Raw genomic sequence first — 26845 nt, forward strand, 5'->3', positions numbered from 1 at the left:
GTGTCACGCTCATTCCCCGGCGTCCATGTAGCTGGGGAGCCAGGCTTCGTGCGCTGCCGTCAGATCCACAAGGGATATGGTGAGCGCGCCGGCCACGGTCAAATCCTCGCCGCCGACCGCGCCGATGCTGTCGACCGGAATGCCGGCGGCCTCGGCTTCCGCGACGATCTCCGCGGCCTCGCCCGCGGGCGCCGTGACGACATAGCGTGCCTGGTCCTCGCCGAACAGCGCGGCGTCCATCCGGTCGGCCTCGATCTGCAGGCGCGCGCCGAGGCCGGAGGCCATCGCCATTTCCGCCACCGCGACGGCGAGCCCGCCATCGGAGATGTCGTGACAGGCGGTCACGCGCCCGGAGGCGATCAGCGCGCGCACGAAATCGCCATGGCGGCGTTCCGTCTCGAGATCCACGGGCGGCGGCGGTCCGTCCTCGCGCCCATGGATCTCGCGCAGATAGGCGGTGCTGCCCATATGGGTGCCGTGGCCGCCGACCAGCAGGATGACCTCGCCCTCCGCCTTGAAGGCGAGGGTGGCCATGCGCGAGATGTCGGCGATGAGCCCGACCCCGCCAATGGCCGGCGTCGGCAGGATCGCCTGGCCGTTGGTCTCGTTGTAGAGCGACACATTGCCGGAGACCACGGGGAAGTCGAGCGCGCGGCAGGCCGCCCCGATGCCCTCCACGGCCTTCACGAACTGGCCCATCGTCTCCGGGCGCTCGGGATTGCCGAAATTGAGGTTGTCGGTCACCGCGATGGGCTCGGCGCCGACCGCGGTGATATTGCGCCAGCACTCCGCGACCGCCTGCTTGCCGCCCTCGAAGGGGTCGGCCTCCACATAGCGCGGGGTGACGTCGACGGTCATGGCGAGCCCGCGCGAGGTGCCGTCGATCCGGATCACCGCGGCGTCGCCGCCGGGAAGCTGGGCGGTGTTGCCCTGGATGTAATGGTCGTACTGCTCCCACACCCAGCGCCGGGAGCAGAGATCCGGACTGCCGACGAGTTTCGCCAGCGCCTCGCCGAGATCGTTCGGCGCGGGGATCTCGTCGGCGGAGACGTCGGCGCGCGCCACGGGCTCCACCCACGGCCGGTCGTATTCCGGCGCCTCGTCGCCGAGCTCCTTGATCGGCAGGTCGGCCATGACGTCGCCCTGGTGCTTGACCACGAAGCGCAGCGTGTCGGTGGTGTGTCCGATGACCGCGAAGTCGAGGTCCCATTTGCGGAAGATGGCCTCCGCCTGCGCCTCCAGCTCGGGCTTGAGCACCATGAGCATGCGTTCCTGGGACTCAGACAGCATCATCTCGTAGGCGGACATGCCGTCCTCGCGGCAGGGCACCTTGTCGAGATCGAGATCGATGCCGAGATTGCCCTTCGCCCCCATCTCCACCGCCGAGCAGGTGAGGCCGGCGGCCCCCATGTCCTGGATGGCGATGACGGCGCCGCTCGCCATGAGCTCCAGGCACGCCTCCAGCAGGAGCTTTTCGGAGAACGGGTCGCCGACCTGCACGGTCGGGCGCTTCTCCTGCGAGTTGTCGTCGAACTCGGCCGACGCCATGGAGGCGCCGTGAATGCCGTCGCGCCCGGTCTTGGAGCCGAGATAGACGATGGGCATGCCCACGCCCCGGGCCTCGGAATAGAACACGCCGTCGGCGCGCGCCAGCCCCACCGCCATGGCGTTGACGAGGATGTTGCCGTTGTAGCGCGGGTGGAAGTTCACCTCGCCGCCGACGGTGGGCACGCCGAAGGAATTGCCGTAGCCGCCGATGCCGGCGACCACGCCGGAGACGAGGTGGCGCGTCCGGGGGTGGTCCGGTGCGCCGAAGCGCAGCGCGTTGAGCGCCGCCACGGGGCGCGCGCCCATGGTGAAGACGTCGCGCAGGATGCCGCCGACCCCGGTCGCCGCGCCCTGATAGGGCTCGATATAGGAGGGGTGGTTGTGGCTCTCCATCTTGAAGGCGCAGACCAGCCCCTCGCCGATATCGACGATGCCGGCGTTCTCGCCCGGGCCCTGGACGACGCGCGGCCCCGCCGTCGGCAGGGTCTTCAGCCACTTCTTGGAGGATTTGTACGAGCAGTGCTCGTTCCACATGGCGGAGAAGATGCCGAGCTCGGTCAGCGTCGGCTCGCGGCCGATGAGCTGAAGGATCCGGTCGTACTCTTCCGGCTTCAGCCCGTGCTCGGCGACGAGCTCGGGCGTGATCTGGATTTCGTTGGGGATGGACATCGTCGGGCTTTCTCGCGCGCGGGCGCTCGTCGGGCTTTGAGAACTCTCGCGGAGCCGGATACGCTGCGCGCGCGAAAAGGTCAATGCGCGCAAGCCACGACCTTGAGCGAAAACACGGCCGCCCGTCCCGGTAAAAGATGCCCCTAGTCCCGGTAGGAGGGGTCGGTGCGGTCCAGCATGTCCTTGAGCGCGTCGAAATGGGCAAACGCCATGCCGTCATAGTCGCGCCAGCCCCGCGCGGTCTTCTCCGCGATCTCGTCGGACATGTCGTTGAGCGGCTGGCCGCTGCCATAGGCGAGCATCAGCGTCTTCGCCGCGCGCTCGAAGAAATAGAGCTGCTCGAAGGCCTCCGCGACCGTTTCCGCCGACACCGTCACCCCGTGATTGCCCATGAGCAGCACGGGGTGGTTGCCGAAGGCCGCCGCGAGCCGTGCGCCTTCCGCCGCATCGTCGGCGATCCCGCCGAAGTCTCGGTCGATACCGACCATGCCGAAGAACCGCGCCGTGTTCTGGTCGATCGGCTTCATGGTCGGGTCCTGCAGGGCGGCGAGCGCCGTCGCGTGAGGAGGATGGCAGTGGAGCAGCACGCGGGCATTGGGGCGCGCGCGGTGGATGCTGCCATGGATGCACCAGGCCGACGGGTCTGGCGCGTCCGGGCGGTCCATCGCATCCGCGTCGGTCGCGTCGAGCAGCAGGAGATCGCTCGCCCGGATGGTGGCGAAATGCCGCCAGCGCGGGTTCATCAGAAAGCGCGTCCCGTCGCCGGAGACCGCGGCGGAGAAGTGGTTGCCGACGGATTCGTGCCAGTCGAACCGGGCCGCGAGCCGGAAGGCGGCGGCAAGGTCGACGCGCAGCGCGCGCTCGTCGGTCTCGCCGGCCTTTGCGGTCTTGGCGTCCTCGGCAGAAGCGCGCGGGCGCGCGGTCTCGGTCGTCGTCATCTGAACCGTCCTTGCGTGGTCAGGGTGCGGTAGGTGCTGCGCATCTCGCCGCGGTCGGTATAGCAGCCGCGCAGATAGCGATCGCCGCTCTCGGCCACATAGCCGGCCCGGCCGTGCACGATGCGGTGATTGTCGAACACGATGCACTCGCCCGCCCTGAGCCCGAAGCGCATCACGTATTTCTCCGACTGCAGCATCCGCCCGAACCGGCAGAAGGCGGGATAGTAGCTGTCGAGGACGGTCTGCGGCAGGTCGAAGATATCGGCCATGTGCTGGCTGATGGTCACGCCGGAGACCTCGCCATGGCTGTCCAGCTCGATGACCCGCTGGCGCGAGCGCATGTCGTAGGTGTCGTGCTCGCAATAATAGGGGATGAGGGTCTCCGACAGGAGCGCGAAGTCCTCCGGGCTCGCCGCGCGCAGGTCGTTCGCCACCGCGACGCCGTCGAGGAACAGGTTGCGCCCGCCCTCCACGCTGTTGGCGCGGCAATGCAGGAACTGGACGCCGGGTGCCGCGTCCTCCGCCGGCGTGTCGGTGTGCAGCTCGAGCGCCTTGGCCGTATAGGCGAGGTTGGTCGGCTCGATATGCGTCCTGACGTCGAAATAGGTGCCGAAGAAGGTCGGGCGGATCTGGCCGATCAGGCGCGCCGTCTCGGTGAGGCCCTCGTCCGTGTCGGGCATGTCGGTCACGATGGCGACGCCGTCGACCAGCAGAGCCTCGATCCATTTCGCCACCAGCGCCCGGTCGCGCATGAGCTCGGGCTGCGGGAACCGGGCCATGTGCTCGTAATGGTCGCAATACCACGGCCGGCGCGGCAGGTCGGCCGGGTCGGGGCGCGGCGCGCCGCCGGCATAGTGGGCCAGCCAGTCGAGCGCGTGGCGCGTGACATGCCCGTCGCCCTGCCACACGATCTCCAGCGCGTCGCCGTCGACATGCGCGCTCGCGGGCACCGGCGCGCGCTCCTCGTGGAAGATGTCGAAGACCCGTTCCCGGGTCTCGCGGTCGAAGGAGGTGGGGCAGTTGTCGCGCAGCCAGTAATAGTTGAAATAGGCCGTGGAGCCGTCCCCGAGCGGCACGGTAAGGCCGCGCTCGCCAAGGGCCACCTCGCCACAGGCTGCGCCGGGGCGCGCGATTTCGCCGATGACATCGTCCGCCATGCTGAACTCCGATGGATATGGGATGTGACGATTTTTCCGTTTCCGCACAGCACGATAGGGATTGCCCGGGGCGTGGCGGAAGGGGTATAAATCTCAATCTAGATTAACCGACAGGTTATAGTGTGAGCCGCGCTCTACCCCCCTTGCGCCTGCTGACCGTGTTCGAGGCGGTGCTCCGCCATGGCGGCGTAAGGCCGGCTTCGGCGGAGCTGAACGTCTCCCAGCCCGCCGTCAGCCAGGCCCTGCGGCAGCTCGAGGCGCATCTCGGCGCGACGCTGCTCGACCGCAGCACGCGGCCCGCGGGGCTCACGGAGGCGGGCCGGCTGCTCCACCGCGCGACCGCGGAGGGGCTCGGGCTTATCGCGGAGGCCATAGAGGATATCGAGCGGCTGAACGCCGGGGTGGGCCCCTCGGCGACCGTCGCCTGCTCGGTGGGCTTCGCGACGTACTGGCTCATGCCGCGCCTTGCCGGCTTCTACGACCGGAATCCGGACATGGCCATCAATGTCATGACCACGCAGCAGGGCGCGCCGGGCCTGACCGCCGGGGTCGACATCGCCATCCGCTATGGCGACGGCAAATGGAACGACGGCGTCGTGACGCATCTCTTCGACGAGCGGATCGACCCGGTCTGCAGTCCCGCACTCGCCGCGCGGCTGGCGGAGGCGGGCGGCGGGCTGGAGGCGGCGACGCTCATCCACGTCAATGTCGAGGACGGGCGCTGGACGCCCTGGGGCGCCTATCTGCGCCGGGCCGGCCTGCCCGCCGCCGGCCGGCGCCAGGGCCTCCATTTCACCAATTACGTCCAGGCGACCCAGGCCGCGCTCGCGGGGCAGGGCGTCATGCTGGGCTGGCGCTCGATCACCGGCGACCTCGTGCGCGAAGGCCGGCTCGACTACGCCATGGACGCCACGGTCGTGCCGGAGGATGCCTTCTATCTCGTCGCGGCGGACCGCCCGCGCTCGCCCGCGGCCGTCGCCGCCGCCACCGCCTGGCTTGCCGGGGAGGCCGCCCGGCCGGAGGCATGAGGGGGCTACCCGAGCGCTACGGCACCGGCCCACGCCCCCACCCGGCCACCCATAAAATTATGATCCCGTGGGTGGCCGGGTGGGGGCGTGGGCTGGTGCCGTTCTAAACGCGAGGACTCGTGGGAGCGCGGGCCGGTGCCGCCTTGCGGGACACGACACGCCGCCCGATCGTTGCGGCTTGCGCTGGCCAACGAGGCTTCGCGTGGTTATCTATGGGGAAGACGGCCCGAGGGGCCGGTTTGCGACGACGGATTGCAGGAATGAATCGCTACGAACCCAATTTCATCGGTGGCCGTGAGGCGAAGCTGCGCTATCTGAGCGGCGACTATCAGGTGGTCACGCCCGGCGATTTCGTGCGCTGCGCGGTGACCGGCGAGCCGATCCCGCTCGACCAGCTGCGCTACTGGGACCCGGACCTCCAGGAGGCCTACAGCTCGCCCGAGGTCTCCTTCAAGCGCTATCTGGAAGTGCACGGCCGGGGCTAGGGCGCATGCCGTGACAGCAGGACCGGCCCGGCCGGGTCCTTCCGGAGCGGAGTACGGTCGGGCTGAAACACCCCGCTCATCCCGGCGAAAGCCGGGATCTCAGGCGTATCGGGAAAGAGATCCCGGCTTTCGCCGGGATGAGCGGAAGACATACCGATTCAGCCTGACCGTACTCCGCTCCGGGCATCTCCCGGCAGGTCCTGAACCGTCTCCGCGATGAGCGTGTCGACGACCGCGTTCAGCGCGTCCGCCTCGCTCGCCCCCTCCGTGATCGCGGTATTGTAGCTCGCCAGCTGCCGGTCGGCGCTGGTGCCGCGCGCGACGATGGTCAGGGCATGCTCCAGCTCCGCCGTGCAGCCGAAATGCTCCGCATCGGGGCGGGTGAGCGTCAGGAGCTCCTCCAGAAGGTCGGCATAGGCGGCGACCGTGCCGCGCCCGAAATCGATCAGGCCTTCCGCCAGCCCGTAGCGCACCGCGCGCCAGCGGTTCTCGTTGATCAGGAACCGGTCGTAGGAGCGCCAGCGCTGGTTGTCGCGCCGCAGGCGGTAGAGCATGCGGGCGAGGCAGCGGAACAGCGCGGCGATGGCGATGGCGTCGTCGAGCCGCGTGCACACATCGCAGATGCGCAGCTCCAGCGTCGGGAACCGGGCCGACGGGCGCAGGTCCCACCAGATCTTGGTCGCATCCTCGATGAGCCCCGCCTGGACGAGCACCTGCACGACGCGCTCATACTCGCCATAGCTGGAGAAGTCGGGCGGCAGGCCGGTGCGCGGCAGGCTGTCGAACACGATCAGCCGGTAGGATTTCAGCCCCGTGTCGCGGCCCTGCCAGAAGGGCGAGGAGGTGGACAGCACCAGGAGATGGGGCAGGAAATAGGCGAGCTGGTTGAACAGATCGACCCTGAGATCCTCGTCCTCGATGCCGATATGCACATGCATGCCCGAGATCAGCATGCGCCGGACCACCACCTGGAGGTCCTTCGCCAGGACCTCGTAGCGTTCCTTGTGGGTGTGGCGCTGGTCGGCCCATTTCGCGAAGGGGTGCGTGGAGGCGGCGATGGGGGCGAGGCCGTGTCCCGCGGAGACCTCCGCAATGGCCGAGCGCAGCCGGGCGAGGTCGTGGCGCGCCTCGCCGAGCGTCTCGCAGACATGGGTGCCGACCTCGATCTGGCATTGCAGGAATTCCGGGCTGACCTGCCCCTCGAGCGCGGTCTCGCACGCGCTCATCAGCCCGTCAGGGGCGCGCGCGACGAGATCGCGCGTCTGCCGGTCGACAAGGAGATACTCCTCCTCGATCCCGATGGAGAAACTCGGTTCCCTCAGCGCCATCGCCGGAGTGTGCCGGAGGGCCGCCGGCGTGGCAAGCGGGCGGGCCCGCCGCCCTCAGGGCCGGGCCCCGCTTTCCGGCGCGCGGCGATGTGTCCGCATGGCTGGCCTTTGCGCGGGTGAAAGTGTATAACCCCGCTTTCGAGCCTTTCAAGGCATGCCGCCGGTCGATGGCCATGAGGGGCGGCGCGGCCGGGAGCCCGAGGGCCCCGGACCGGATGCTTGAAGACACGCGAACAAGACGAGCGATGACGCAAGCCGCGCCCTTGAACGACATGGCGGCCTTGCGAGACATGTTTGGGAGTGACGGATCATGGCCGAGCAGTGGACGCCGGAAAGCTGGAGAGCAAAGCCGATCGTGCAGGTGCCCGAATACCGGGACCTGGACAAGCTCGCCGATGTCGAGGCCCGGCTTTCGGGGTATCCGCCGCTCGTTTTTGCAGGCGAGGCGCGGCGCCTGAAGCGCAAGCTCGCCAAGGTGGCGGAAGGCAAGGGTTTCCTGCTCCAGGGCGGCGATTGCGCGGAGAGTTTCGCGGAGCACTCCGCCGACAATATCCGCGACTTCTTCCGCGTGTTCCTGCAGATGGCGGTGGTGCTCACCTTCGCGGCCTCCTCGCCGGTGGTGAAGGTCGGCCGCATCGCCGGCCAGTTCGCCAAGCCGCGCTCCTCGTCGACGGAGAAGCAGGGCGACCGCGAGCTGCCGAGCTATCGCGGCGACATCATCAATTCCATCGAGTTCGACGAGGCCGCGCGCGAGCCGGATCCGGAGCGCCAGATCATGGCCTACCGGCAGGCGGCGGCGACGCTCAACCTGCTGCGCGCCTTCGCGCAAGGCGGCTACGCCAATCTGGAGCACGTCCATAACTGGACGCTCGGCTTCCTGCGCGACAGCCTGACCAGCGCACGCTATCAGGCCATCGCCGACCGGATCACCGAGACGCTCGCCTTCATGCGCGCCTGCGGCATCAATCCGGACACGGCCTCCCAGCTCAAGACGACGGATTTCTTCACCAGCCACGAGGCGCTGCTGCTCGGCTACGAGCAGGCCTTCACGCGCGTCGATTCCACCTCCGGCGAGTGGTACGCGACCTCCGGCCACATGCTGTGGATCGGCGACCGCACCCGCCAGCCGGACGGTGCGCATGTGGAGTTCTGCCGCGGCGTGCAGAACCCCATCGGCCTCAAATGCGGTCCCTCGCTCGATCCCGACGAGCTGATCCGGCTTCTCGACATCCTGAACCCGGAGAACGAGGCCGGGCGGATCACCCTGATCTGCCGCTTCGGCGCGGACAAGGTTGAGGAGAAGCTGCCGGCCCTCATCCGGGCGGTGAGCCGCGAGGGGCGCGTGGTGCTCTGGTCGAGCGATCCGATGCACGGCAATACGGTCAAGGCGACGACGGGCTTCAAGACGCGGCCCTTCGACGACATCCTCTCGGAGGTGCGCGGCTTCATGGCCGTCCACCAGGCGGAGGGCACCCATGCCGGCGGCATCCATGTGGAGATGACCGGCAGCAATGTGACCGAATGCACCGGCGGCTCGCAGTCGGTGACCGATGCCGACCTGTCGGCGCGCTACCACACCCATTGCGACCCGCGGCTCAATGCCGACCAGGCCCTCGAGCTCGCCTTCCTGATCGCCGAGGAGCTCAAGAAGGAGCCCGCCTTCCACCCCGCCGGCGACGAGGTGGAGGAGACCATGGACGCCGCGGAGTAGGCGCGGCGGCTCCCGTCTCCGGACGGGGCGTTCCATCGGACCTTCGAAGACAGTGCCACCCCGGGACGCGGTCCCGGGGGCTCCGGCGGCCTGTCTCGCATGCGGCATTCCCTGTCCGTCATTCCCGCGAAAGCGGGAATCCATGTCTCTTCCACTGTTTGTGGAGTCCCGCTTTCGCGGGAATGACGAGGGTAGGCGGCGCAGGGGAGCGCCGGCCACTGCGTGCCCGGGCGGTGAGGCCGACAACCCGCTCATCCCGGCGAAAGCCGGGATCTCGAGCAAAATCTCATGAGATCCCGGCTTTCGCCGGGATGAGCAGAAAGATGCAATTGCCAGCGCATGACGGGCTGGCAAGATGCAAATTCCAGCGCGTGGCGGGCTGACCGGAGGCAACAGTCGGCATGTCCGGGGCGGGGCGCCGGCGCCCGAGTGTTCAGTCCCGCTTCAGCCGCTCCGCGTGCCAGGCGATGTGGTCGCCGATGACGGTGGCGACGAAATAGTAGCTGTGGTCGTAGCCCTCCTGCATGCGCAAGGTCAGGGGCACGCCGGCCTTGCCGCAGGCCTCCTCGAACAGCTCCGGGCGCAGCTTGTCGGCGAGGAACTCGTCGTCGGTGCCCTGATCGACCAGGATGTCGCCGCCCCAGCCGCGCGTCTCCACGAGCGCGCAGGCATCGTGAGCGAGCCAGGCCTCGCGGTCCTCGCCGAGATAGCCCGCGAGAGCCTTCTCGCCCCAGGGCGTGCGGCTCGGCGCGACGATGGGCGAGACGGCGGAGAGGGCGCGGAAGCGCTGCGGGTTCCGCATGGCGACGGTCAGCGCCCCGTGCCCGCCCATGGAATGGCCGCAAATGCCCTGACGCGAGCCGTCGACGGCGAAGGATTTCGCGATCAGCGCCGGCAGTTCCTCCGACACATAGCTGTACATGCGGAAATGCTCGGCCCACGGCGCCTGCGTCGCGTCCACATAGAAGCCCGCGCCCTGGCCGAAATCGTAGTCGTCGACATTCGCAACGCCCTCGCCGCGCGGAGAGGTGTCGGGCGCGACGATGGCGAGCCCGTGCTCGGCGGCGTAGCGCTGCGCGCCGGCCTTGACGGTGAAGTTCTCCTCAGTGCAGGTGAGCCCGGACAGCCAGTAGAGGACGGGCGGCGGCGAGGCGCTCTCCGGCGGCATGAACACCGAGACGCGCATGTCCGTGCCGGTCGCCTCGCTCGCATGGCGGTAGATCCCCTGCGTGCCGCCGAAGCATTTCCAGGTGCCGATGGTCTCGATGCCCATGAGCCGCTATACCCTTGTGTCTGCCGGTTGTCTCAGTCGCGATAGGGGGCAGGGATACCCGATTGCGGGCCGGGCGTCATCAGGCTCCGGCCTGCAGCTCGATCTTCGTTGCGCGCTGGATGGCGGGGCGCGCCCTGAACCGCTCCACATAGGCCGAAAAGGCCGCGCGCGGTTCGATCAGCTCGAACATCATCCCGAAATTGAGGCCGGAGCCGATCACGACGTCGGCGGCGGAGTAGGTCTCGCCCAGGATCCAGGGGCCGACGGAGGAGAGCGCCTCCTCGAGCGTGTCGAGCACCAGCGCGTAGCTGCCCCAGCCGGCCGTCGCCTTGTCGATATCGAGGCCGGTGACCTTCTGGACGATGGCCGGCTCGATGCAGGAGGGCCCGAAGAACAGCCAGCGGAAATAGGCGCCGCGCATCGGATCGCCCGGCGGCGGGGCTAGCCCGGCCTGCGGGAACCGGTCGGCGACATGGGCGCAGATCGCCGCGGATTCGGCGACGATCACCCCCTCGTCCTCCAGAACGGGCACCTTGCCCATGGGATTGATGGCCCGGAAGGCCGGATCGTCCTGGCCGCCCGCCCGGATGTCGACGGTGACGCGCTCGTACTCGGCGCCCGCCTCCTCCAGTATCCGCAAGGCCTGCGACGACCGAGACTGCGGTGCCCAGTAGAGTTTCATCGTGCGATCCCCGGTTGGCAGAAGGACCGGAACATATCATGAACATACGTCCCGGTCCAGCCGTTTCCCGGACATCCCGGCGAAGCGCCCTCACGCCTTGCCGTAGCCGCCGCCCGACGGCGTCTTGAGCATCAGCGCGTCGCCGGGGCGGCAGACCGTCTGGTCGCAGCCCTCAAGCGGCTCCACCGTGCCGTCGGCGCGGCGCACGGCGTTCGCGCCGCACTCGCCTGGCTCCCCGTCGGCAAGGCCGAAGGGCGGCACGCGGCGATGGCCGGTGAGCAGCGAGACCTCCATCTCCTCGAGGAACCGGATGACCCGCGTCGTGCCGTCGCCGCCATGCCACTCGCCCTTGCCGCCGGAGCCGCGGCGCACCTCGAACGTCTCCAGGATCACCGGATAGCGCAGCTCCAGCACCTCCGGGTCGGTGAGCCGCGTATTGGTCATGTGGGTATGCACGGCGGAGGTGCCGTCGAAACCCGGGCCCGCGCCCGAGCCGCCGCAGACCGTCTCGTAATACTGGTAGCGGTCATTGCCGAAATTGGTGTTGTTCATGGTGCCCTGCGCGGCGGCCATGGCGCCGAGCGCGCCGAACAGCGTGTCGGTCACCGCCTGGCTCGTCTCCACATTGCCCGCGACCACGGCGGCCGGATAGACCGGGGCCAGCATGCAGTCGTCCGGGATGACGAGCTCAATGGGCTTCAGGCACCCGGCATTCATCGGGATCTGGTCGTTGACCATGCAGCGGAAGACATAGAGCGTCGCGGCCCGCGTGACGGGGCGCGGCGCGTTGAAGTTCGACGTCTGCTGCGGGCTCGTGCCGGTGAAGTCGACGCGGGCGGAGCGCGTCTCCTTGTCGACGGTGATCTTCACCTTGATGACCGTGCCCTGGTCCATCTCATAGGAGAATTCCGAGGCATGCAGCGCGTCGATCACCCGGCGCACGCTCTCCTCCGCATTGTCCTGGACGTGGCCCATATAGGCCTGGACGACGTCGAGGCCGAACTGGGCGACCATCTTCTTGAGCTCCTGCACGCCCTTCTCGTTGGCCGCGATCTGGGCCCTCAGATCGGCGACGTTCTGGTCCGGGTTGCGGCAGGGATAGGGGCCCGACGACAGCAGCTCGTAGAGCTCTCTCTCGCGGAAGCGGCCCCGGTCGATGAGCTTGAAGTTGTCGATGACGACGCCTTCCTCCTCGATGGTCGTGGCCCGCGGCGTCATGGAGCCCGGCGCCTTGCCGCCGACATCGGCGTGGTGCCCGCGGCTCGCCACATAGAAGAGCAGCCGCTCGCCCTCGTCGTCGAAGACGGGCGTGACCACCGTGATGTCGGGGAGGTGCGTGCCGCCATTATAGGGCGCGTTGAGCGCGAAGACATCGCCCGGCCGGATCTCCGGGTTCTGCGCCACGATAGCCTCCACCGAGCGGTCCATGGAGCCCAGATGCACCGGCATGTGCGGCGCGTTGGCGATGAGCTGGGCGTTGTGGTCGAACACCGCGCAGGAGAAATCCAGCCGTTCCTTGATATTCACCGAATAGGCGGTCTTCTCCAGCGTCACGCCCATCTGCTCGGCAATCGACATGAAGAGGTTGTTGAAGACCTCCAGCATGACGGGATCGGCCTTTGTGCCGATTGCCACGCGTTTGGGCAGGGCCTTCACGCGGGTCATGACGAGATGGAGCTTCGGCGTGATCTCCGCCTGCCAGCCATGCTCGACCACGACCGTGTTGTGCTTCTCGATGACGATGGCCGGGCCGTCGACACGCTGGCCGGGCTTCAGCCGCTCGCGGTCGAAGACCGGGGCGTCGAGCCATTCGCCGCCGGCGAAGATGCGCGTCGTGTCGATGGCGGCGGGCGCGCCGTCGCGCGCCGGGCTGTCCGGCTCGTCCTTGCGCTCGCCGCCGCCGACCGTCTCCACGATCAGCGCCTCGACCATCACGTCCTTCTCCGGCGTCACGAAGCCGAACTGGGCCTTGTGGGCGGCCTCGAACTCCGCGCGCATCGCGTCCGCCCCGCCGAAGGCCACGAGCAGCGGCGTGTCGGTGCCGCGATAGCGGATCTGGGCGCGCACGAAGGTCGCGGTCCGCTCGCGTGCGATACCCTGGCTCTCGAGCTCCGCGGCGTTCTCGCCCTGGAGGCGGTCGGCCAGCGCCTGCAGGCTCTCGACCAGCGCGCCGTCGAGCGGCTCCTCCACCGCCTGCTGGCGGTTGGCGCGGACATCGGCGAGCCCCATGCCATAGGCTGACAGCACGCCGGCCAGCGGATGGATCAGCACCTTCGTCATGCCGAGCGTGTCGGCGATGAGGCAGGCATGCTGGGCGCCCGCGCCGCCGAAGCAGGTGAGCGCGTAGCGGGTGATGTCGTAGCCGCGCTCCACCGAGATCTTCTTGATCGCGTTGGCCATGTTCTCCACCGCGATCTTCAGGAAGCCCTCCGCGACGTCCTCTCCCGACCGTCCGTCGCCGATCTCGCGCGCAAGCTCGGAGAAGGCCTCGCGCACGGCCTCGCGGTCGAGCCGCTCGTCGCCATTGGGCCCGAAGATCGCGGGGAAGTGGTCGGGCATGATCTTGCCCAGCATCACATTGGCGTCGGTCACGGCGAGGGGGCCGCCCCGGCGATAGCATGTCGGCCCCGGATCGGCGCCGGCCGAATCCGGCCCGACACGGAAGCGCGAGCCGTCGTAATGCAGGATCGAGCCGCCGCCGGCGGCGACCGTGTGGATGCGCATCATCGGCGCGCGCATGCGCACGCCCGCCACCTCCGTCTCGAAGACGCGCTCGTAGTCGCCGTCGAAATGGGAGACGTCGGTCGAGGTGCCGCCCATGTCGAAGCCGATGATGCGGTCGAAGCCGGCGATCCGGCTGGTCTCGATGGCGCCCACCACGCCGCCGGCGGGGCCGGACAGGATCGCGTCCTTGCCCTGGAAGAGCTCCGCGGCGGTGAGCCCGCCATGGGACTGCATGAACATGAGATGGCAGGCGGCCTCCGCCACCTCCTCGTAGGCCGACGCCGTGCCCGGCCCGTCGGCGGCGGCCGACGCCGTCCTCGCGGGCGCCTCGGCGGTGCCCTGCAGCGCGCGCGCCACGCGGTTCACATAGCGCCTCAGGATCGGGGAGAGATAGGCGTCGACGACCGTCGTGTCGCCGCGCCCGACGAGCTTCATGAGCGGGGAGACCTCGTGGGAGACGGAGATCTGGGTGAAGCCGATCTCGCGCGCGATCCCGGCCACGGCGCGCTCGTGATCGGCGAAGCGGTAGCCGTGCATGAAGACGATGGCGGCGGCGCGGATGCCGGCATCGTAGGCCTCCTGGAGCCCCTTGCGCGCGCTGTCCGGGTCGAGCGGCAGAAGGACATTGCCCGCGGCATCGGCCCGCTCGTCGACCTCCACCACGCGCTCATAGAGGAGTTCCGGCTTCACGATATGGCGGTCGAAGAGGCGGGGGCGGGCCTGGTAGCCGATCTCCAGCGCGTCCTTGAAGCCGCGCGTCGTGACGAGGACCGTGCGGTCGCCCTTGCGCTCCAGAAGCGCATTGGTGGCGACCGTCGTGCCCATCTTGACCGTGTTGATCTTCTCCGCCGGGATCGGCGCGCCGGGGCTGAGCCCCATGAGCTCGCGAATGCCGTGGATCGCGGCGTCCTCATAGGCTTCGGGATTTTCCGACAGGAGCTTGTGCGCCGTGATCCCGCCCTCCGGCGTGCGCGCGACGATGTCGGTGAAGGTGCCGCCCCGGTCGATCCAGAAATCCCACTTCGCGCCGTTGTCCATGACTGACACTCCCATGCCGGAAAAGACGCGCCCCTGGCGGGCGCGGAAAGGTCGTCGCCGCTCTTGTCGAACGGTACCGGATTGTCCCCTCCGGGTCCGGTCCGGCTCAAGGGCGTTCGGCTCCGCAGCCCTTGAGCGGCGCAATACGATCATTTTATAGATGAAACGTCAACAAATTGCCGGTGTTGTTGCCTGAGAGGCCGGGCAGGGCGCAGGCTGAGGATAAGGTGGCCGGTCCGGTTGCCTTCGCCATTTTGTTGGCGTACGGAGCATTTGGGTGTTCCGCAAGGTATCCCGCGCGGGATCCGGCCTGTCCGGCCCCTGCTGCACGATTGGGTGGCAGGGCTGTCATGACACTGCAGGATTCGTGTAGGATAGACATGCGGCCAAGAGCGACGATCCATCCGTAATCACGCTTTTGCCCCAATTTCAAAGCACTTGGGGGTTGAGACGGGGAACTGTTGAACGCAACTGGATTTGAGAGGGGCGGTAAGGAAAGGAGATTAATGGTGGGTACGAAGCTCATGTATCCCTTGGCGCTTGCCTTGGCCCTCGGTCTGGCGGCCTGCGGCGAGGACGAATCGCAGCAGGGCGGCGAGACCTCTTCGGAGGCGCCGGCCGCAAGCGACGAGACGACATCCGGCGAGAGCTCCGCGACCGGCGAGTCCTCTGCCGGCGACACTGAAAGCACTGGCGATGACGCCGCCGGCAGCGCTGGCGACGAGGCGTCGGAGACCATGGACTCCGCGACCGATGCGGCCAATGACGCCGCGGACAGCGCCAGCGCTGCCGGCGACGAGGCTGGCGAGAAGGCGTCGGAGACCATGGATTCCGCGACCGACGCGGCCGACGACGCCATGAAGGAGACCGGCGACGCCATGGACGACGCCGCCGACAGTGCCACCGACGCGGCCGACGAGGCTGGCGACAAGGCATCGGAGACCATGGATTCGGCGACCGACGCGGCGGACGACGCCGCCAGCAGCGCGGCCGACGAGGCCGAATCGGTCGGCGAGAGCATCCAGAAGACCGGCGAGGACGCGGCCAAGGCCGCGGGCGACGCCATGGACGATGCGGCCAAGGCGACCGGCGATGCCGCCAAGAAGGCCGGCGACGCCGTCAAGGACATGATGAACGGCGGGACGTCGCAGTAACGCCTGCACGCACACAACCCTTTGGGGGAGGGCCTGCCGGGCGACCGGCGGGCCCTTTCCTTTTTGCGAATGGCGGCTATGCGCCGGCGTGGCTTGACGGGGGCTTGCGGAATAGTGAAGCTGCCGCTCTTTCACCATGTCGGGGGGAGGCGTGATGGACTATGTGCAACTCGGCCGGTCGGGCCTGAAGGTCAGCCGCCTGTGCCTCGGCTGCATGACCTATGGCAGTCCGGACTGGCGGTCCTGGGTCCTCGACGAGGCCGCCTCGCGGGACTTCCTGAAGAAGGCGCTCGACGCCGGCATCAATTTCTTCGACACGGCCAATTTCTACAGCCTCGGCGAATCGGAGCGCATAACGGGCCGTCTCCTCCAGGAATTCGCCCGGCGCGACGAGATCGTGCTCGCGACCAAGGTCGGCCTCGTCATGGGCGATTCGCCGAATGCCCGCGGCGTGTCGCGCAAGCACATCATGGAGAGCATCGACGCCTCGCTCCGGCGGCTGGGGACCGACTATGTCGATCTCTACCAGATCCACCGGCTGGACGGCATCACGCCGCTGGAGGAGACGCTGGAGGCGCTCGACGACGTGGTGCGCGCCGGCAAGGCGCTCTATGTCGGCGCGTCGTCCATGTGGACCTGGCAGTTCATGAAGGCGCTGAACCTGCAGGAGCGCAATGGCTGGGCGCGCTTCGTGTCGATGCAGAACCACTACAACCTGCTCTACCGGGAGGAGGAGCGCGAGATGCTGCCGGCCTGCCGGGCGGAAGGCGTCGGTGTCATCCCGTGGAGCCCGCTCGCGCGCGGGCGGCTGACCAAGGCGCCCGGGGCGGGCGAGACCGAACGGCGCCGGACGGACGATGTGGCGGAGAACCATTACGGCGCGCCCCATGATGAGGAGATCGCGCGGCGCGTCCACGAGGTCGCCGGGCGGCTCGGGGTCAAGGAGGCGCAGGTCGCGCTCGCCTGGGTGCTGTCGCGGCCCGGCGTGACCGCCCCGATCGTCGGTGCCTCCAAGCCGCACCATCTCGACGATGCGGTCGCCGCGCTCGAGCTGGTGCTGGACGAGGAGACGATGGCCTATCTGGAAGCCCCCTACGCGCCGCGCGCGGTGAGCGGGCATTCCTGAGGATGCCGCGTCGCGCCGTGTGCCGGCTGCCTGCGCCACGCGTCCGGCCGGGTGAATTGTTGGCGCGCGACGGATCGCTTTTGCTATAAGGTCTGCCCATGTCGTTCTGGCGCCGAATAGCCGATGCCGCGGAGAGCCTGGGGCTTGGTGGCCCCATGCGGGCGCTGATCGCGGCCGTGAAGGGCGATCCCGACCGCCGGCGCGTGCGCGAGGAGCATATCGCCTTCACCATCGGCGTGATCGCGCTCGGCGCCAAGATGGCCAAGGCCGACGGCGTCGTGACGACCGACGAGGTCTCCGCCTTCAAGGAGGTCTTCACGGTGCCGCAGGGCGAGCTGAAGAACGTCGCGCGCGTCTTCAATCTCGCCAAGCGCAGCGTGGTCGGCTACGACGCCTATGCGCGCCAGCTCGCCCAGCTCCTGCAGGACAAGCCGGAGGTGCTGGAGGACGTGCTGGACGGCCTGTTCCACATTGCCGCCGCCGACGGGGTGATCCATCCCGACGAGCTCGATTATCTGGCGTCGGTCGCGGAGATCTTCGGCTTCAAGGAGGCCGCTTTCGACCGGATCAAGGCGCGCTATGTCGAGCCGGACCGGTGCGATCCCTATGTCATCCTCGGCATCGACCGGTCGGCGGACATGCGGGAGGTGAAGCGCCGTTACCGCACGCTCGTCGCGGAGAACCATCCCGACCGGCTGATCGCGCGCGGCGTGCCGGAGGAGTTCGTGACCATTGCCAATGCCAGGCTGGCCGCGATCAACACCGCCTATGAGCAAATCGAGAAGATGCGCGAACGCGCGTGACGACTGACGGCAGGTCCTAGCCGAGCATATGCGACAGGGAAAAGGCAACAAGGAAGCCCAGGGCGGTGATCAGGCCCGTCGCGGAATGGGTTTCGCCAAAGGCTTCGGGGATCATCGTATCCGCGATCATGGCGATGATCGCGCCGCCGGCGATCGCCTGGGTGAGCGCCACCAGGCGCGGGTCGGCGCCCTCGAACAGGGAGAAGCCGGCGAGCGCGGCAAGCCCGCATATCAGCGTCACCCCGCCCCACACGCCGAAGACATAGCCCCTGCCGCGGCCCGTGGCCTTCATGCCCGCCGCGCTCGACAGGCCTTCCGGCAGGTTCGACAGGAAGATGGCGGCCACCGTGGCGAGGGCCACGCCTTCGCCCTCGAGCAGGCTCAGCCCGATCACCATGGCCTCCGGGATGCCGTCGAGAAGCGAGCCGAGGGCGATGGCGATGCCGGCCTGCCCGGACGGGTCCTGCTGGCGGCCGGAGCGCTTGCGGTGGCGCCCGCCGAGCCGGCCGAGGAGGAGCGTGCCGACGGTGAAGGCGAGCGCGCCGGCGAGGAAGCCGAGGCTTGTCGGCACCATGCCGCCGCTGAGCCGCGCCTCGTCCATGAGGTCGAAGGCCACCGCGGAGATCAGCACGCCGCTGCCGAAGGCCATGATGGCCGCCGTGGTGCGCTTGCCGGGCGTGGCGTACCATCCCACGAGCGCGCCGATCAGCAAGGCGCTGCCGGCCGCGAGGCCCCAGGTGAAGGCAATGATCATTCCGAACCGTCAGTCGATATGAATGTGAGCAACGAGCTTCATGCTGCACCGTTGTGTCCCGCCTTGCGAGTATGCGCATGACCCTGAGCGTTGAAAACCGCCCGTCGCCGAACTTCTCCGACCGCCGCGAGGGCTGCGAGATCGATATCCTGCTGCTTCACTATACGGGCATGGCGAGTTGCCAGGCGGCGAGCGACTGGCTGTGCAACCCGCGCTCGGAGGTGTCCTGCCACTATCTGGTGGATCTGGACGGTACGGTGACGGCCATGGTGCCGGAGGACAAGCGCGCCTGGCATGCGGGCCTGTCCTACTGGGCGGGCAGCCGCGACGTGAATTCGCGCTCCATCGGCATCGAGATCCACAATCCCGGCCATGCCGGCGGCTATCCCGACTATACGGACGCGCAGATGCGCGCGGTGATCGCGCTGTCCGCCGATATCCTGTCGCGCCATGCGATCGCGCCGCGGCACGTGCTCGCCCATTCCGACGTCTCGCCCGAGCGCAAGGAGGATCCCGGCGAGAAGTTCGACTGGCGGCGCCTCCACGAGAACGGCATCGGCCTGTGGGTCGAGCCCGCGCCGATCTCGGAGGGCCGGACCCTGCGCACCGGCGATCAGGGTGCGCTCGTGCGGGCGCTTCAGGAGAAGCTCGTCCGCTATGGCTACGGGCTGGAGGTCTCCGGCTGGTTCGACGAGCGCACCGGCGCGGTCGTGCGCGCCTTCCAGCGCCATTTCCGCCAGGCCCGCGTCGACGGCATCGCCGATCCCTCCACGGTGGAAACCCTCGACCGGCTGATCGCGGCCCTCGGCGACGAGGCGGCGGACGCCCTGGGGTAGGGCGCCCGCCTTCTCTCAGCTCCGGCAGACGGATACGCCGCCATCGGCGAGGAACGTCGCGCCCGTGACGAAGCTCGACGCGTCGCTGGCGAGATGGAGCGCGCTGTGTGCGATCTCCTCCGGCCTGGCCAGGCGCTTGAGCGCATGAAGGCCCTCCACGAAGGCCAGGAGCTCCGGCGTGGCGCCCGGCGCGTTGGTCACGCTCGCCGGCGTGTCGGTGCCGCCGGGCAGGAGCGCGTTCACGCGAACCCCCTTCGCACCGTATTCGACCGCGAGCACCTTCATGAGCCCGATCATGCCCGCCTTGCTCGCCGCATAGGCGGCCATGCCGGGCATGCCGGCGGAGTAGCCCACGAAGCTGGAGGTCAGGATCAGCGAGCCGCCGCCGCGTTGGGCCATGGCCGGGAGCTGATGCTTCGCGCACAGGAACGCGCCGGTCAGATTGGTGTCGAGCGTGGTGTGCCAGTCCTCCGCCGAGAGCGTGTCGATACCGGCCGTCTCGCCCACCATGCCGGCATTGTTGAACGCGATGTCGAGGCCGCCGAACCGGTCGAGAGCGGTCTCCACCAGCGCCTTGGCGGTGGCCTCCTCGCGAATGTCGCCGGCGATGGCGACGGCCTCGCCGCCGCGCGTCGCGATCTCCGACACCAGCGTGTCGAGCTCGGCTTGGCGCCGGGCGGCGACGACCACCCTGGCGCCTTCCCTGGCGAACAGCCTGGCGGTTGCCCGGCCGATCCCGGAGCTCGCGCCTGTGACGATGGCGGTCTTGCCTTGAAGTGACTGCATCGTGACGTCCTTTCCCTCTTATGTCCGACAAGGGCCCGAAGGCCCGGGAGAGGGGGACTCATGCCGGGTCCCGCGCCGCGCCACACTCCGCTTCTTGCGGCGCAATCGGCGCGCCGGGCATCTTGTGCTTGACGCCGCGGCGTCTACATCATTAGGTCAGGTACGCCAGTTGGCCGGATGGCCGCTCCGGTGCGGGTCTCCCGCATCGGGGAGGAAAGTCCGGGCTCCATGGAAACACGGTGCCGGGTAACGCCCGGCGGGGGCGACCCCAGGGAAAGTGCCACAGAAAGCAAACCGCCCCGGGGAACCGGGGTAAGGGTGAAAGGGTGCGGTAAGAGCGCACCGCGCCTCCGGCGACGGAGGCGGCACGGTAAACCCCACCGGGAGCAAGACCGAATAGGGGCGGCATGGGCGCGCTGTCTTGCAGTGTGGCCCAAATCGCGTTTCCGGATCGCCGCCCGGGTTGGTCGCGCGAGGTGCGCGGCAACGCGCATCCCAGAGGAATGGCCATCCAGCGGGCCCCTTTGCGGGGGCTTCGTGGACAGAACCCGGCTTACAGGCCAACTGGCGTTTTCTTTTGGGGACAGGGGGCGATCCCCATCCCGGCGCGCGCGTGCGGGCAACCATTTCTTAAGGCTGATCCCTCCAGAATGGTAACCGGGCGTTAACGCGGCGCGCGGGGCTCTTGTGCCGGCCCGAGCGCTGCCGCGACGGCCCGCCTTGTGCCTGGGAACCATCATGATTGCCGGAATGCTCGCCCTGGAGCGCGAAAACACCATGTCCCGTGCCCGCCATGTGCCGGTCCTCCTCGCGGAGGTCCTCGACGCGCTCAAGCCGCGCGACGGCGAGTGCCATGTCGACGCGACCTTCGGCGCGGGCGGCTATACGCGCGCGGTGCTCGACGCGGCGGACTGCCGGGTGATCGCCATCGACCGCGACCCGACGGCGGTCGCCACGGGGGCGGCGCTGGCGGAGGCCTATGCGGGCCGTCTCGGCATTCTCCAGGGCCGGTTCGGCGATCTCGATACGCTGCTGGCGGGCGAGGGCATCGATGCGGTGGACGGCGTGATGTTCGATGTGGGCGTGTCCTCCATGCAGCTCGACGAGGCGGGCCGCGGCTTCTCCTTCATGGCCGACGGCCCGCTCGACATGCGCATGGAGGGGGCGGGCTCCGACGGCGAGAGCGCGGCCGACATCGTGAACACCAGGGACGAGGCGAAGCTTGCCGGGATCGTCCGGCAGCTCGGCGAGGAACGCAGGGCCCGCGCCGTCGCCCGCGCCATCGTGCGTGCCCGCGAGGAGGCGCCCATCGAGACCACGGGCCGGCTCGCCCGGATCGTGGAGCAGGCCGTCGGCGGGCGCCGCCACGACGACCGCATCCACCCCGCGACGCGCACCTTCCAGGCCCTGAGGATCCTCGTGAACGACGAGCTGGGCGAGCTCGCCCGCGGGCTGGCCGCCGCCGAGCGCGTGCTCAGGCCCGGCGGCCGGCTGGCCGTCGTGTCGTTCCACTCGCTGGAGGACCGGATCGCGAAGCGCTTCCTGGCGGCGCGCACCGGCCGCGTGCCGCGCGGCTCGCGCCATGGGCCGCCGGGGCTCGACGACGGGCCGGCCCCGTCATTCGCGGAGCTGTTCCACGGCGTGCGCACGGCAAGCGAGGAGGAAGCCGCGGCGAACCCGCGTGCCCGCTCCGCCCGCCTGCGCGCGGCCGTGCGGACCGAGGCGCCGGCCCATCCCCTCGATCTGAAGGCCCTGGGCGTGAAAGGACTGGCGTGATGGTGAAGCTGATCAACGGTGCCCTGATCGCGCTGATGCTGGCGCTCGCCTTCTGGCTCTACCAGCTCGAATACCGCTCGCGCGGCGCCGAGCAGGAGATCGCGCGCCTCAATGCGGCGATCCGCAAGGAACGCGAGATGATCGGGCTGTTGCGGGCGGAATGGGCGCATCTGACACGCCCCCAGCGCATCGAGGCGCTGGCCCGCAAGCATCTCGACCTCGTCCAGCTCAAGCCGCGCCAGATCATCGGGCCCGCCGACATCGCGACCCGCATCCCCGAGCTCGACGGCTTCCGCGCGCCCTATGAGGACACCGATCCGATCGGCAATATGCTCAAGGAGATCCAGTGAGCATGACGGCTCAACCGAACGCAGATCCGAACGCGGACAGAGGCGCCGGGACCGCCGAGGCCGGACGCCAGCGGCCGCTTCGCGGGCTGAAGCGCACCCGGCTGGTGCTCGTCGGCTTCCTCGTCGTCTTCTCCGCTGTCGGGATACGGCTCGGCCAGCTCACCATCGGCACGCCGCAGGCCCCCGATACGGTCGCGCTCAAGCCGGATGCCGACATTCCGCGTCCGGAGATCGTCGACCGCTCGGGCCGGCTGCTTGCGACCAATATCGAGGTCGCCTCGCTGTTCGCCGATCCGCGCAAGATCATCGATGTGGACGAGGCCACCGAGCTTCTCACATCGCACCTGCCGGGGCTCGATGCGGGCGAGGTGCGCCGCAAGCTCAGCCAGAGGAAGCGCGCCTTCGTGTGGCTGAAGCGCGAGGTGAGCCCGGCCGAACAGGCCATGATCCACAATCTCGGCATTCCCGGGGTCGGCTTCCGCAAGGAGACGCGGCGCGTCTATCCGATGGGCCGGCTCGCCGCCCACACGCTGGGCTTCGTCGATGTCGATTCGCGCGGGCTCGCCGGCATCGAGCACTTTCTGGACGGGCGCGGCCGGCTCTTCGCGGCCTCGCTGACCGATCCCTCGCGCGACGAGGCCGCTCCCGTCGAGCTCGCCATGGATGTCCGCGTGCAGCACGCGCTCGCCGAGGAGCTGTCGCAGGCCAAGGAGAAGTTCTCCGCGGAAGCCGCCGCCGGCCTCGTCCTCGACATCCGTACCGGCGAGATCCTCGCCATGGCGTCGCTGCCCGACTTCAATCCCAACGATCCCGTCGAGGCGCTGCGGAAGGACCGCATCAACCGCATCACCGGCGGCGTCTACGAAATGGGCTCGACCTTCAAGACCGTGACGCTCGCCATGGCGCTCGACGAGGGCGTGACCGATCTCAACGGCACCTACGACGCCAGCGCGCCGCTGGTGATCGGCCGCCAGCGCATTCGCGACTATCATGGCAAGTACCGGGTGCTGACGGTGCCGGAGGTGTTCATCTATTCCTCCAATATCGGCACCGCCAAGATGGCCTTCGATGTGGGCGAGGAGCGCCAGAAGGCGTTCCTGGAGAAGCTCGGCTTCTTCGACAGGTTCCGCGCCGAGCTTCCCGAGGCGGCTGCCCCATTGCTGCCGCCGCGCTGGGGCAAGGTGACGCGTGCCACGGTCGCCTTCGGCCATGGCATCTCCGTCCAGCCCCTCCAGCTCGCGGCCGCCGGCGCGGCGTTCATGAATGGCGGCAAGCTCATCCCGCCGACCTTCCTGAAGCGCGACAGGGAGGTGGCGGACGGGATTGCGAAACAGGTGATCAGTCCTGAAACGAGCCGCAAAATGCGTTATCTGTTGCGCCTGAACGTCGAGAAGGGCTCGGCCAGCCATGCCAAGGTCGAGGGCTACGACGTGGGCGGCAAGACCGGAACGGCGGAGAAGGTGGTCGACGGACGCTACGCCAAGGACCAGAGGTTCACGAACTTCCTGGGCGGATTTCCGATGAACGATCCGCGCTACTGCGTGCTCATCATTCTGGACAATCCGCAGCCGCTGCCCGAAACCTACGGCTATGCGACGGCCGGCTGGAACGCGGTGCCCACGGGCGGCAAGGTCATCGCGCGGATCGCACCGCTGCTCGGCGTCGAACCGAAATTCGACGACGGGGACGACATGCTGGACACCATGGCCACCCGGCTCGAAGCGCGGGTGACGGAGTGAGGAGTTAATCGCGAATGCGTCTCGGCGCCCTGTTCGGTCCCGAAATCCCCGTGAAGGCGGCATGGGCGGACTGCGAGATTGCCGGCCTTGCCGCCGACAGCCGCGCGGTGCGGCCGGGCTTCGTGTTCGCCGCGCTCCGGGGCGTCAAGGCGGATGGCGCCCGGTTCGTGGCCGACGCGGTCGCCGCCGGCGCCTCCGCGGTGCTGGCGGACGAGGATGCGGCCATCGACGTTCCCGAGAACGTCGCGGTGGTGCGCGCGGGCAATCCGCGCCGGGCGCTGGCCCGGGCCGCGGCCCGCTTCTACGGACGCCAGCCGGAGGTGGTGGTCGCCGTCACGGGGACCAATGGCAAGACCTCGGTGGTCTCGTTCGTGCGCCAGATCTGGGAGGCGATGGGCCTGATGGCGGCGAGCGCCGGCACGGTCGGCGTGGTCGGCCCGTGCGGCGAGCGCCCGCTCGCCCACACGACGCCCGATCCCGTGGCGCTCCAGGCCCTGCTGGCCGAGCTCGACGACGAGGGCGTGACCCATGCGGCCATCGAGGCGTCGAGCCATGGCCTCGCCCAGTGCCGGCTCGACGGCGTGCGGCTGACCGCGGGCGCCTTCACCAATCTCTCGCGCGACCATCTGGACTACCATGCGAGCGCGAAGGACTATTTCGATGCCAAGGCGCGCCTGTTCCGCGAGCTCCTGCCGGAGGGCGCGGCCGCCTGCATCAACATGGACAGCGAGGACGGCAAGCGCATGGCCGAGATCGCCCGCGAGCGCGGGCTGGCGCTGACGACCGTCGGCCGCCACGGCACGGCCCTGCGGCTTACCGGCTGGAGCCGCGAGGGGCTCGGCCAGCGCCTCGTCATCGCCGCGGAAGGGTCCGAGCACGAGGTCTTCCTGCCGCTGGTGGGCGATTTCCAGGCCTCCAACGCGCTGGTGGCGGCGGGGCTCGTCATCGCCGCGGGCGGCCCGGCGGGCATCGCCGTCAGGTCGCTCGACCGGCTGAAGGGTGCGTCCGGCCGGCTGGAGCTGGTCGCCATGACCGGCGCGCAGGCCCCGGTCTTCGTCGACTACGCCCACACGCCCGATGCGCTCGACAATGCGCTGCGCGCGCTCAGGCCCTATGCGTCCGGCCGGCTCGTGGTCGTGTTCGGCGCGGGCGGCGACCGCGATCATGGCAAGCGCCCCCTGATGGGCGAGGCGGCCGCGCGCCATGCCGATCTCGCCATCGTGACCGACGACAATCCGCGCACCGAGGATCCCGCCGCCATACGCCGCGAGGTGATGGCGCGCTGCCCGGATGCGGTGGAGATCGGCGACCGCGCCGAGGCCATCGAACGGGCCATGTCGGGCCTGCGGCAGGGCGATGTCCTCCTGGTTGCCGGCAAGGGCCACGAGCGCGGCCAGACCGTGGGGACACGGACCATTCCCTTCAGCGACCACGAGGTCGTGCGCGGGCTCGCCGGCCGCGAGGACGAACGGGAGGCGATCCATGGCTGAGACCCCGCTCTGGACGCTGGACGAGATCCGCGCCGCCACCGGAGGCCGGCTCGAGGGCGACGCGCCCGGGCCGCTGACGGGGGTATCCATAGACAGCCGGACCGTCGCGCCGGGCGACATCTTCGTCGCCATACGCGGCGAGGCCAATGACGGCCACGACTATGCGGCGGCGGCGCTGACGGCGGGCGCGGGGCTTGCGGTCGTCTCGCGCGTTGACGCGGAGATGAGGGCCGCCGGGCCGCTTCTGGTGGTCGACGATCCGCTCGCCGCCCTGGAGGCGATGGGCCGCGCCGCGCGCGCCCGCACCGACGCCCGCATCGTCGCGGTCACCGGCAGCGTCGGCAAGACCGGCACCAAGGACGCGCTGCGCCTGTGCCTGGGGGCCTGCGGCAAGACGGCGGCCTCCGTGGCCTCCTACAACAATCAGTGGGGCGTGCCGCTGTCGCTGGCGCGCATGCCGGCGGACACGCGGTTCGGCGTGTTCGAGATCGGCATGAACCATCCCGGCGAGATCACGCCGCTGACGCGCATGGTCCGCCCCCATGTCGCCATCGTCACCACCGTCGAGCCCTGCCATATCGGCTTCTTCGACTCGCTCGACGAGATCGCCGACGCGAAGGCGGAGATCTTCGCCGGGCTCGAGCCGGGCGGCGCGGCGGTGCTCAATCGCGACAATGCCTATTTCGACAGGCTGAAGCAGGCGGCGGAGGCGGCCGGCGCCGGCCGGATCGTCGGCTTCGGCGAGGACGAGCGCGCCGATGTGCGCGTTCGCACCATGGTGCTTCACGAGGACTGGTCGACCGTGTCGGCCTCCGTCCTCGGCCACGACGTGACCTACAAGCTCGGCGCGCCGGGGCGCCATGTGGTCATGAACTCGCTGGCGGTGCTGGCGGCCTCGGTGCTTGCCGGCGCCGATCTCGCCCGCGTCGCGCTCCGCCTGCGCGATCTCGAGCCGCCGAAGGGGCGCGGCGCGCGCCTCGCGCTGCGGGTGCGCGGCGGCGAGGCGACGCTCATCGACGAGAGCTACAACGCCAATCCGACATCGGTGCGCGCCGCGCTCGACGTGCTCTCCCGGGTCAGGACGGGCCGGGGCGGGCGGCGCATCGTCGTGCTCGGCGACATGCTGGAGCTCGGCGACGAGGCGCCGGCGCTGCATGCCGGGCTCGCCGGGCCCATTGACGAGGCCGGCGTCGATGTCGTCTATGCCTGCGGCCCGCACATGGCGCATCTGTGGGAACGGCTCGACCCGTCCCGGCGCGGGGCCTATGCGCAGACCTCCGCCGAGCTCGTCGAACCGCTGGTCGCGGGGCTCGGGCCGGGCGACGTCGTGACGGTCAAGGGGTCCCTCGGCATGAGGATGGGCCTCGTCGTGACCGCGTTGAAAGAGGCCTTCGCGGCCAGGGAACCGATGGCCTGACGGGCCGGCCGAACGGGAAAGGGGATCCCCCGG

21 protein-coding genes and 1 other RNA gene are annotated in these 26845 nt (G+C 69.2%); 13 read left to right on the forward strand and 9 right to left on the reverse strand.

What is annotated here, in order from left to right:
* Positions 1-9 precede the first annotated feature (9 nt).
* The 3 genes from purL to HW532_RS20525 all read right to left on the reverse strand — a co-directional run bounded on the left by purL (position 10) and on the right by HW532_RS20525 (position 4312).
* Positions 10-2217 (reverse strand): phosphoribosylformylglycinamidine synthase subunit PurL, encoded by a 2208-nt coding sequence (purL, locus tag HW532_RS20515; protein ID WP_213162234.1) that lies wholly within the window; start codon positions 2215-2217, stop codon positions 10-12.
* 143 nt (positions 2218-2360) lie between these two features.
* Positions 2361-3155, reverse strand: a complete 795-nt coding sequence (locus tag HW532_RS20520; protein ID WP_213162235.1) for a class II aldolase/adducin family protein — start codon at positions 3153-3155, stop codon at positions 2361-2363.
* Complete coding sequence (locus HW532_RS20525; RefSeq protein WP_213162236.1) at positions 3152-4312, reverse strand: TauD/TfdA family dioxygenase; 1161 nt, start codon at positions 4310-4312, stop codon at positions 3152-3154. Before HW532_RS20525 ends, HW532_RS20520 begins: the two co-directional genes overlap by 4 nt.
* A 122-nt stretch (positions 4313-4434) precedes the next feature.
* Here HW532_RS20525 and HW532_RS20530 point away from each other — a divergent pair, with 122 nt between their 5' ends.
* Together HW532_RS20530 and HW532_RS20535 are read left to right on the forward strand one after the other, a co-directional pair.
* Complete coding sequence (locus tag HW532_RS20530; RefSeq protein ID WP_213162237.1) at positions 4435-5340, forward strand: LysR substrate-binding domain-containing protein; 906 nt, start codon at positions 4435-4437, stop codon at positions 5338-5340.
* A gap of 260 nt (positions 5341-5600) precedes the next feature.
* On the forward strand, positions 5601-5825 hold the full coding sequence (locus HW532_RS20535; protein ID WP_213162238.1) for a DUF2093 domain-containing protein: 225 nt from the start codon (positions 5601-5603) through the stop codon (positions 5823-5825).
* Positions 5826-5983: 158 nt separating this feature from the next.
* On the opposite strand, the gene HW532_RS20540 is transcribed toward HW532_RS20535, so the two are convergent.
* Positions 5984-7153, reverse strand: coding sequence for a carboxylate-amine ligase (locus HW532_RS20540; protein ID WP_213162239.1), 1170 nt, complete (start codon positions 7151-7153; stop codon positions 5984-5986).
* A 310-nt stretch (positions 7154-7463) separates the two neighbouring features.
* Between HW532_RS20540 and HW532_RS20545 the strand changes: the two genes are divergently transcribed.
* A complete protein-coding gene (locus HW532_RS20545) occupies positions 7464-8864 on the forward strand; it encodes a class II 3-deoxy-7-phosphoheptulonate synthase (protein WP_213162240.1) in 1401 nt (466 codons plus the stop codon).
* A 433-nt stretch (positions 8865-9297) separates the two neighbouring features.
* Here HW532_RS20545 and fghA read toward each other — a convergent pair whose 3' ends face one another.
* The 3 genes from fghA to HW532_RS20560 form a co-directional block, all read right to left on the reverse strand.
* Entirely contained in the window at positions 9298-10137 is an 840-nt protein-coding gene (fghA, locus tag HW532_RS20550) for an S-formylglutathione hydrolase (protein WP_213162241.1), read from the reverse strand.
* A 79-nt stretch (positions 10138-10216) separates the two neighbouring features.
* Positions 10217-10819: a glutathione S-transferase family protein gene (locus HW532_RS20555; RefSeq protein ID WP_213162242.1), complete on the reverse strand. Its 603-nt coding sequence runs from the start codon at positions 10817-10819 to the stop codon at positions 10217-10219.
* A 90-nt stretch (positions 10820-10909) separates the two neighbouring features.
* A complete protein-coding gene (locus HW532_RS20560) occupies positions 10910-14581 on the reverse strand; it encodes a hydantoinase B/oxoprolinase family protein (RefSeq protein ID WP_213162243.1) in 3672 nt (1223 codons plus the stop codon).
* 506 nt (positions 14582-15087) lie between these two features.
* On the opposite strand from HW532_RS20560, the gene HW532_RS20565 reads away from it, so the two are divergent.
* The 3 genes from HW532_RS20565 to HW532_RS20575 all read left to right on the forward strand — a co-directional run bounded on the left by HW532_RS20565 (position 15088) and on the right by HW532_RS20575 (position 17664).
* On the forward strand, positions 15088-15735 hold the full coding sequence (locus HW532_RS20565) for a hypothetical protein (protein WP_213162244.1): 648 nt from the start codon (positions 15088-15090) through the stop codon (positions 15733-15735).
* Positions 15736-15889: 154 nt separating this feature from the next.
* Complete coding sequence (locus HW532_RS20570) at positions 15890-16861, forward strand: aldo/keto reductase (protein WP_213162245.1); 972 nt, start codon at positions 15890-15892, stop codon at positions 16859-16861.
* Positions 16862-16959: 98 nt separating this feature from the next.
* Complete coding sequence (locus tag HW532_RS20575; RefSeq protein WP_213162246.1) at positions 16960-17664, forward strand: J domain-containing protein; 705 nt, start codon at positions 16960-16962, stop codon at positions 17662-17664.
* 16 nt (positions 17665-17680) lie between these two features.
* Here HW532_RS20575 and HW532_RS20580 read toward each other — a convergent pair whose 3' ends face one another.
* On the reverse strand, positions 17681-18418 hold the full coding sequence (locus HW532_RS20580; RefSeq protein WP_213162247.1) for a ZIP family metal transporter: 738 nt from the start codon (positions 18416-18418) through the stop codon (positions 17681-17683).
* 77 nt (positions 18419-18495) lie between these two features.
* Between HW532_RS20580 and HW532_RS20585 the strand changes: the two genes are divergently transcribed.
* Complete coding sequence (locus HW532_RS20585; protein ID WP_246479337.1) at positions 18496-19254, forward strand: peptidoglycan recognition protein family protein; 759 nt, start codon at positions 18496-18498, stop codon at positions 19252-19254.
* Positions 19255-19269: 15 nt separating this feature from the next.
* Here HW532_RS20585 and HW532_RS20590 read toward each other — a convergent pair whose 3' ends face one another.
* On the reverse strand, positions 19270-20040 hold the full coding sequence (locus HW532_RS20590; protein ID WP_213162249.1) for an SDR family oxidoreductase: 771 nt from the start codon (positions 20038-20040) through the stop codon (positions 19270-19272).
* Positions 20041-20205: 165 nt separating this feature from the next.
* Here HW532_RS20590 and rnpB point away from each other — a divergent pair.
* The 6 genes from rnpB to HW532_RS20620 all read left to right on the forward strand — a co-directional run bounded on the left by rnpB (position 20206) and on the right by HW532_RS20620 (position 26812).
* Positions 20206-20612, forward strand: an RNA gene (gene rnpB, locus HW532_RS20595) — RNase P RNA component class A.
* 205 nt (positions 20613-20817) lie between these two features.
* Positions 20818-21816, forward strand: coding sequence for a 16S rRNA (cytosine(1402)-N(4))-methyltransferase RsmH (gene rsmH / locus HW532_RS20600; protein WP_213164677.1), 999 nt, complete (start codon positions 20818-20820; stop codon positions 21814-21816).
* Positions 21816-22166 carry a cell division protein FtsL gene (ftsL, locus tag HW532_RS20605; protein WP_213162250.1) on the forward strand — a complete coding sequence of 117 codons (351 nt, stop codon included), beginning with the start codon at positions 21816-21818 and terminating at the stop codon, positions 22164-22166. The genes rsmH and ftsL overlap by 1 nt, the downstream gene beginning before the upstream one ends.
* A gap of 2 nt (positions 22167-22168) precedes the next feature.
* Entirely contained in the window at positions 22169-23905 is a 1737-nt protein-coding gene (locus HW532_RS20610) for a peptidoglycan D,D-transpeptidase FtsI family protein (RefSeq protein ID WP_213162251.1), read from the forward strand.
* A 14-nt stretch (positions 23906-23919) separates the two neighbouring features.
* Positions 23920-25395 carry a UDP-N-acetylmuramoyl-L-alanyl-D-glutamate--2,6-diaminopimelate ligase gene (locus tag HW532_RS20615; protein WP_213162252.1) on the forward strand — a complete coding sequence of 492 codons (1476 nt, stop codon included), beginning with the start codon at positions 23920-23922 and terminating at the stop codon, positions 25393-25395.
* Positions 25388-26812 (forward strand): UDP-N-acetylmuramoylalanyl-D-glutamyl-2,6-diaminopimelate--D-alanyl-D-alanine ligase, encoded by a 1425-nt coding sequence (locus tag HW532_RS20620; RefSeq protein WP_213162253.1) that lies wholly within the window; start codon positions 25388-25390, stop codon positions 26810-26812. The genes HW532_RS20615 and HW532_RS20620 overlap by 8 nt, the downstream gene beginning before the upstream one ends.
* Positions 26813-26845 lie beyond the last annotated feature (33 nt).

This window comes from Kaustia mangrovi, assembly GCF_015482775.1.
GTDB classification, from domain to species: Bacteria; Pseudomonadota; Alphaproteobacteria; order Rhizobiales; family Im1; genus Kaustia; species Kaustia mangrovi.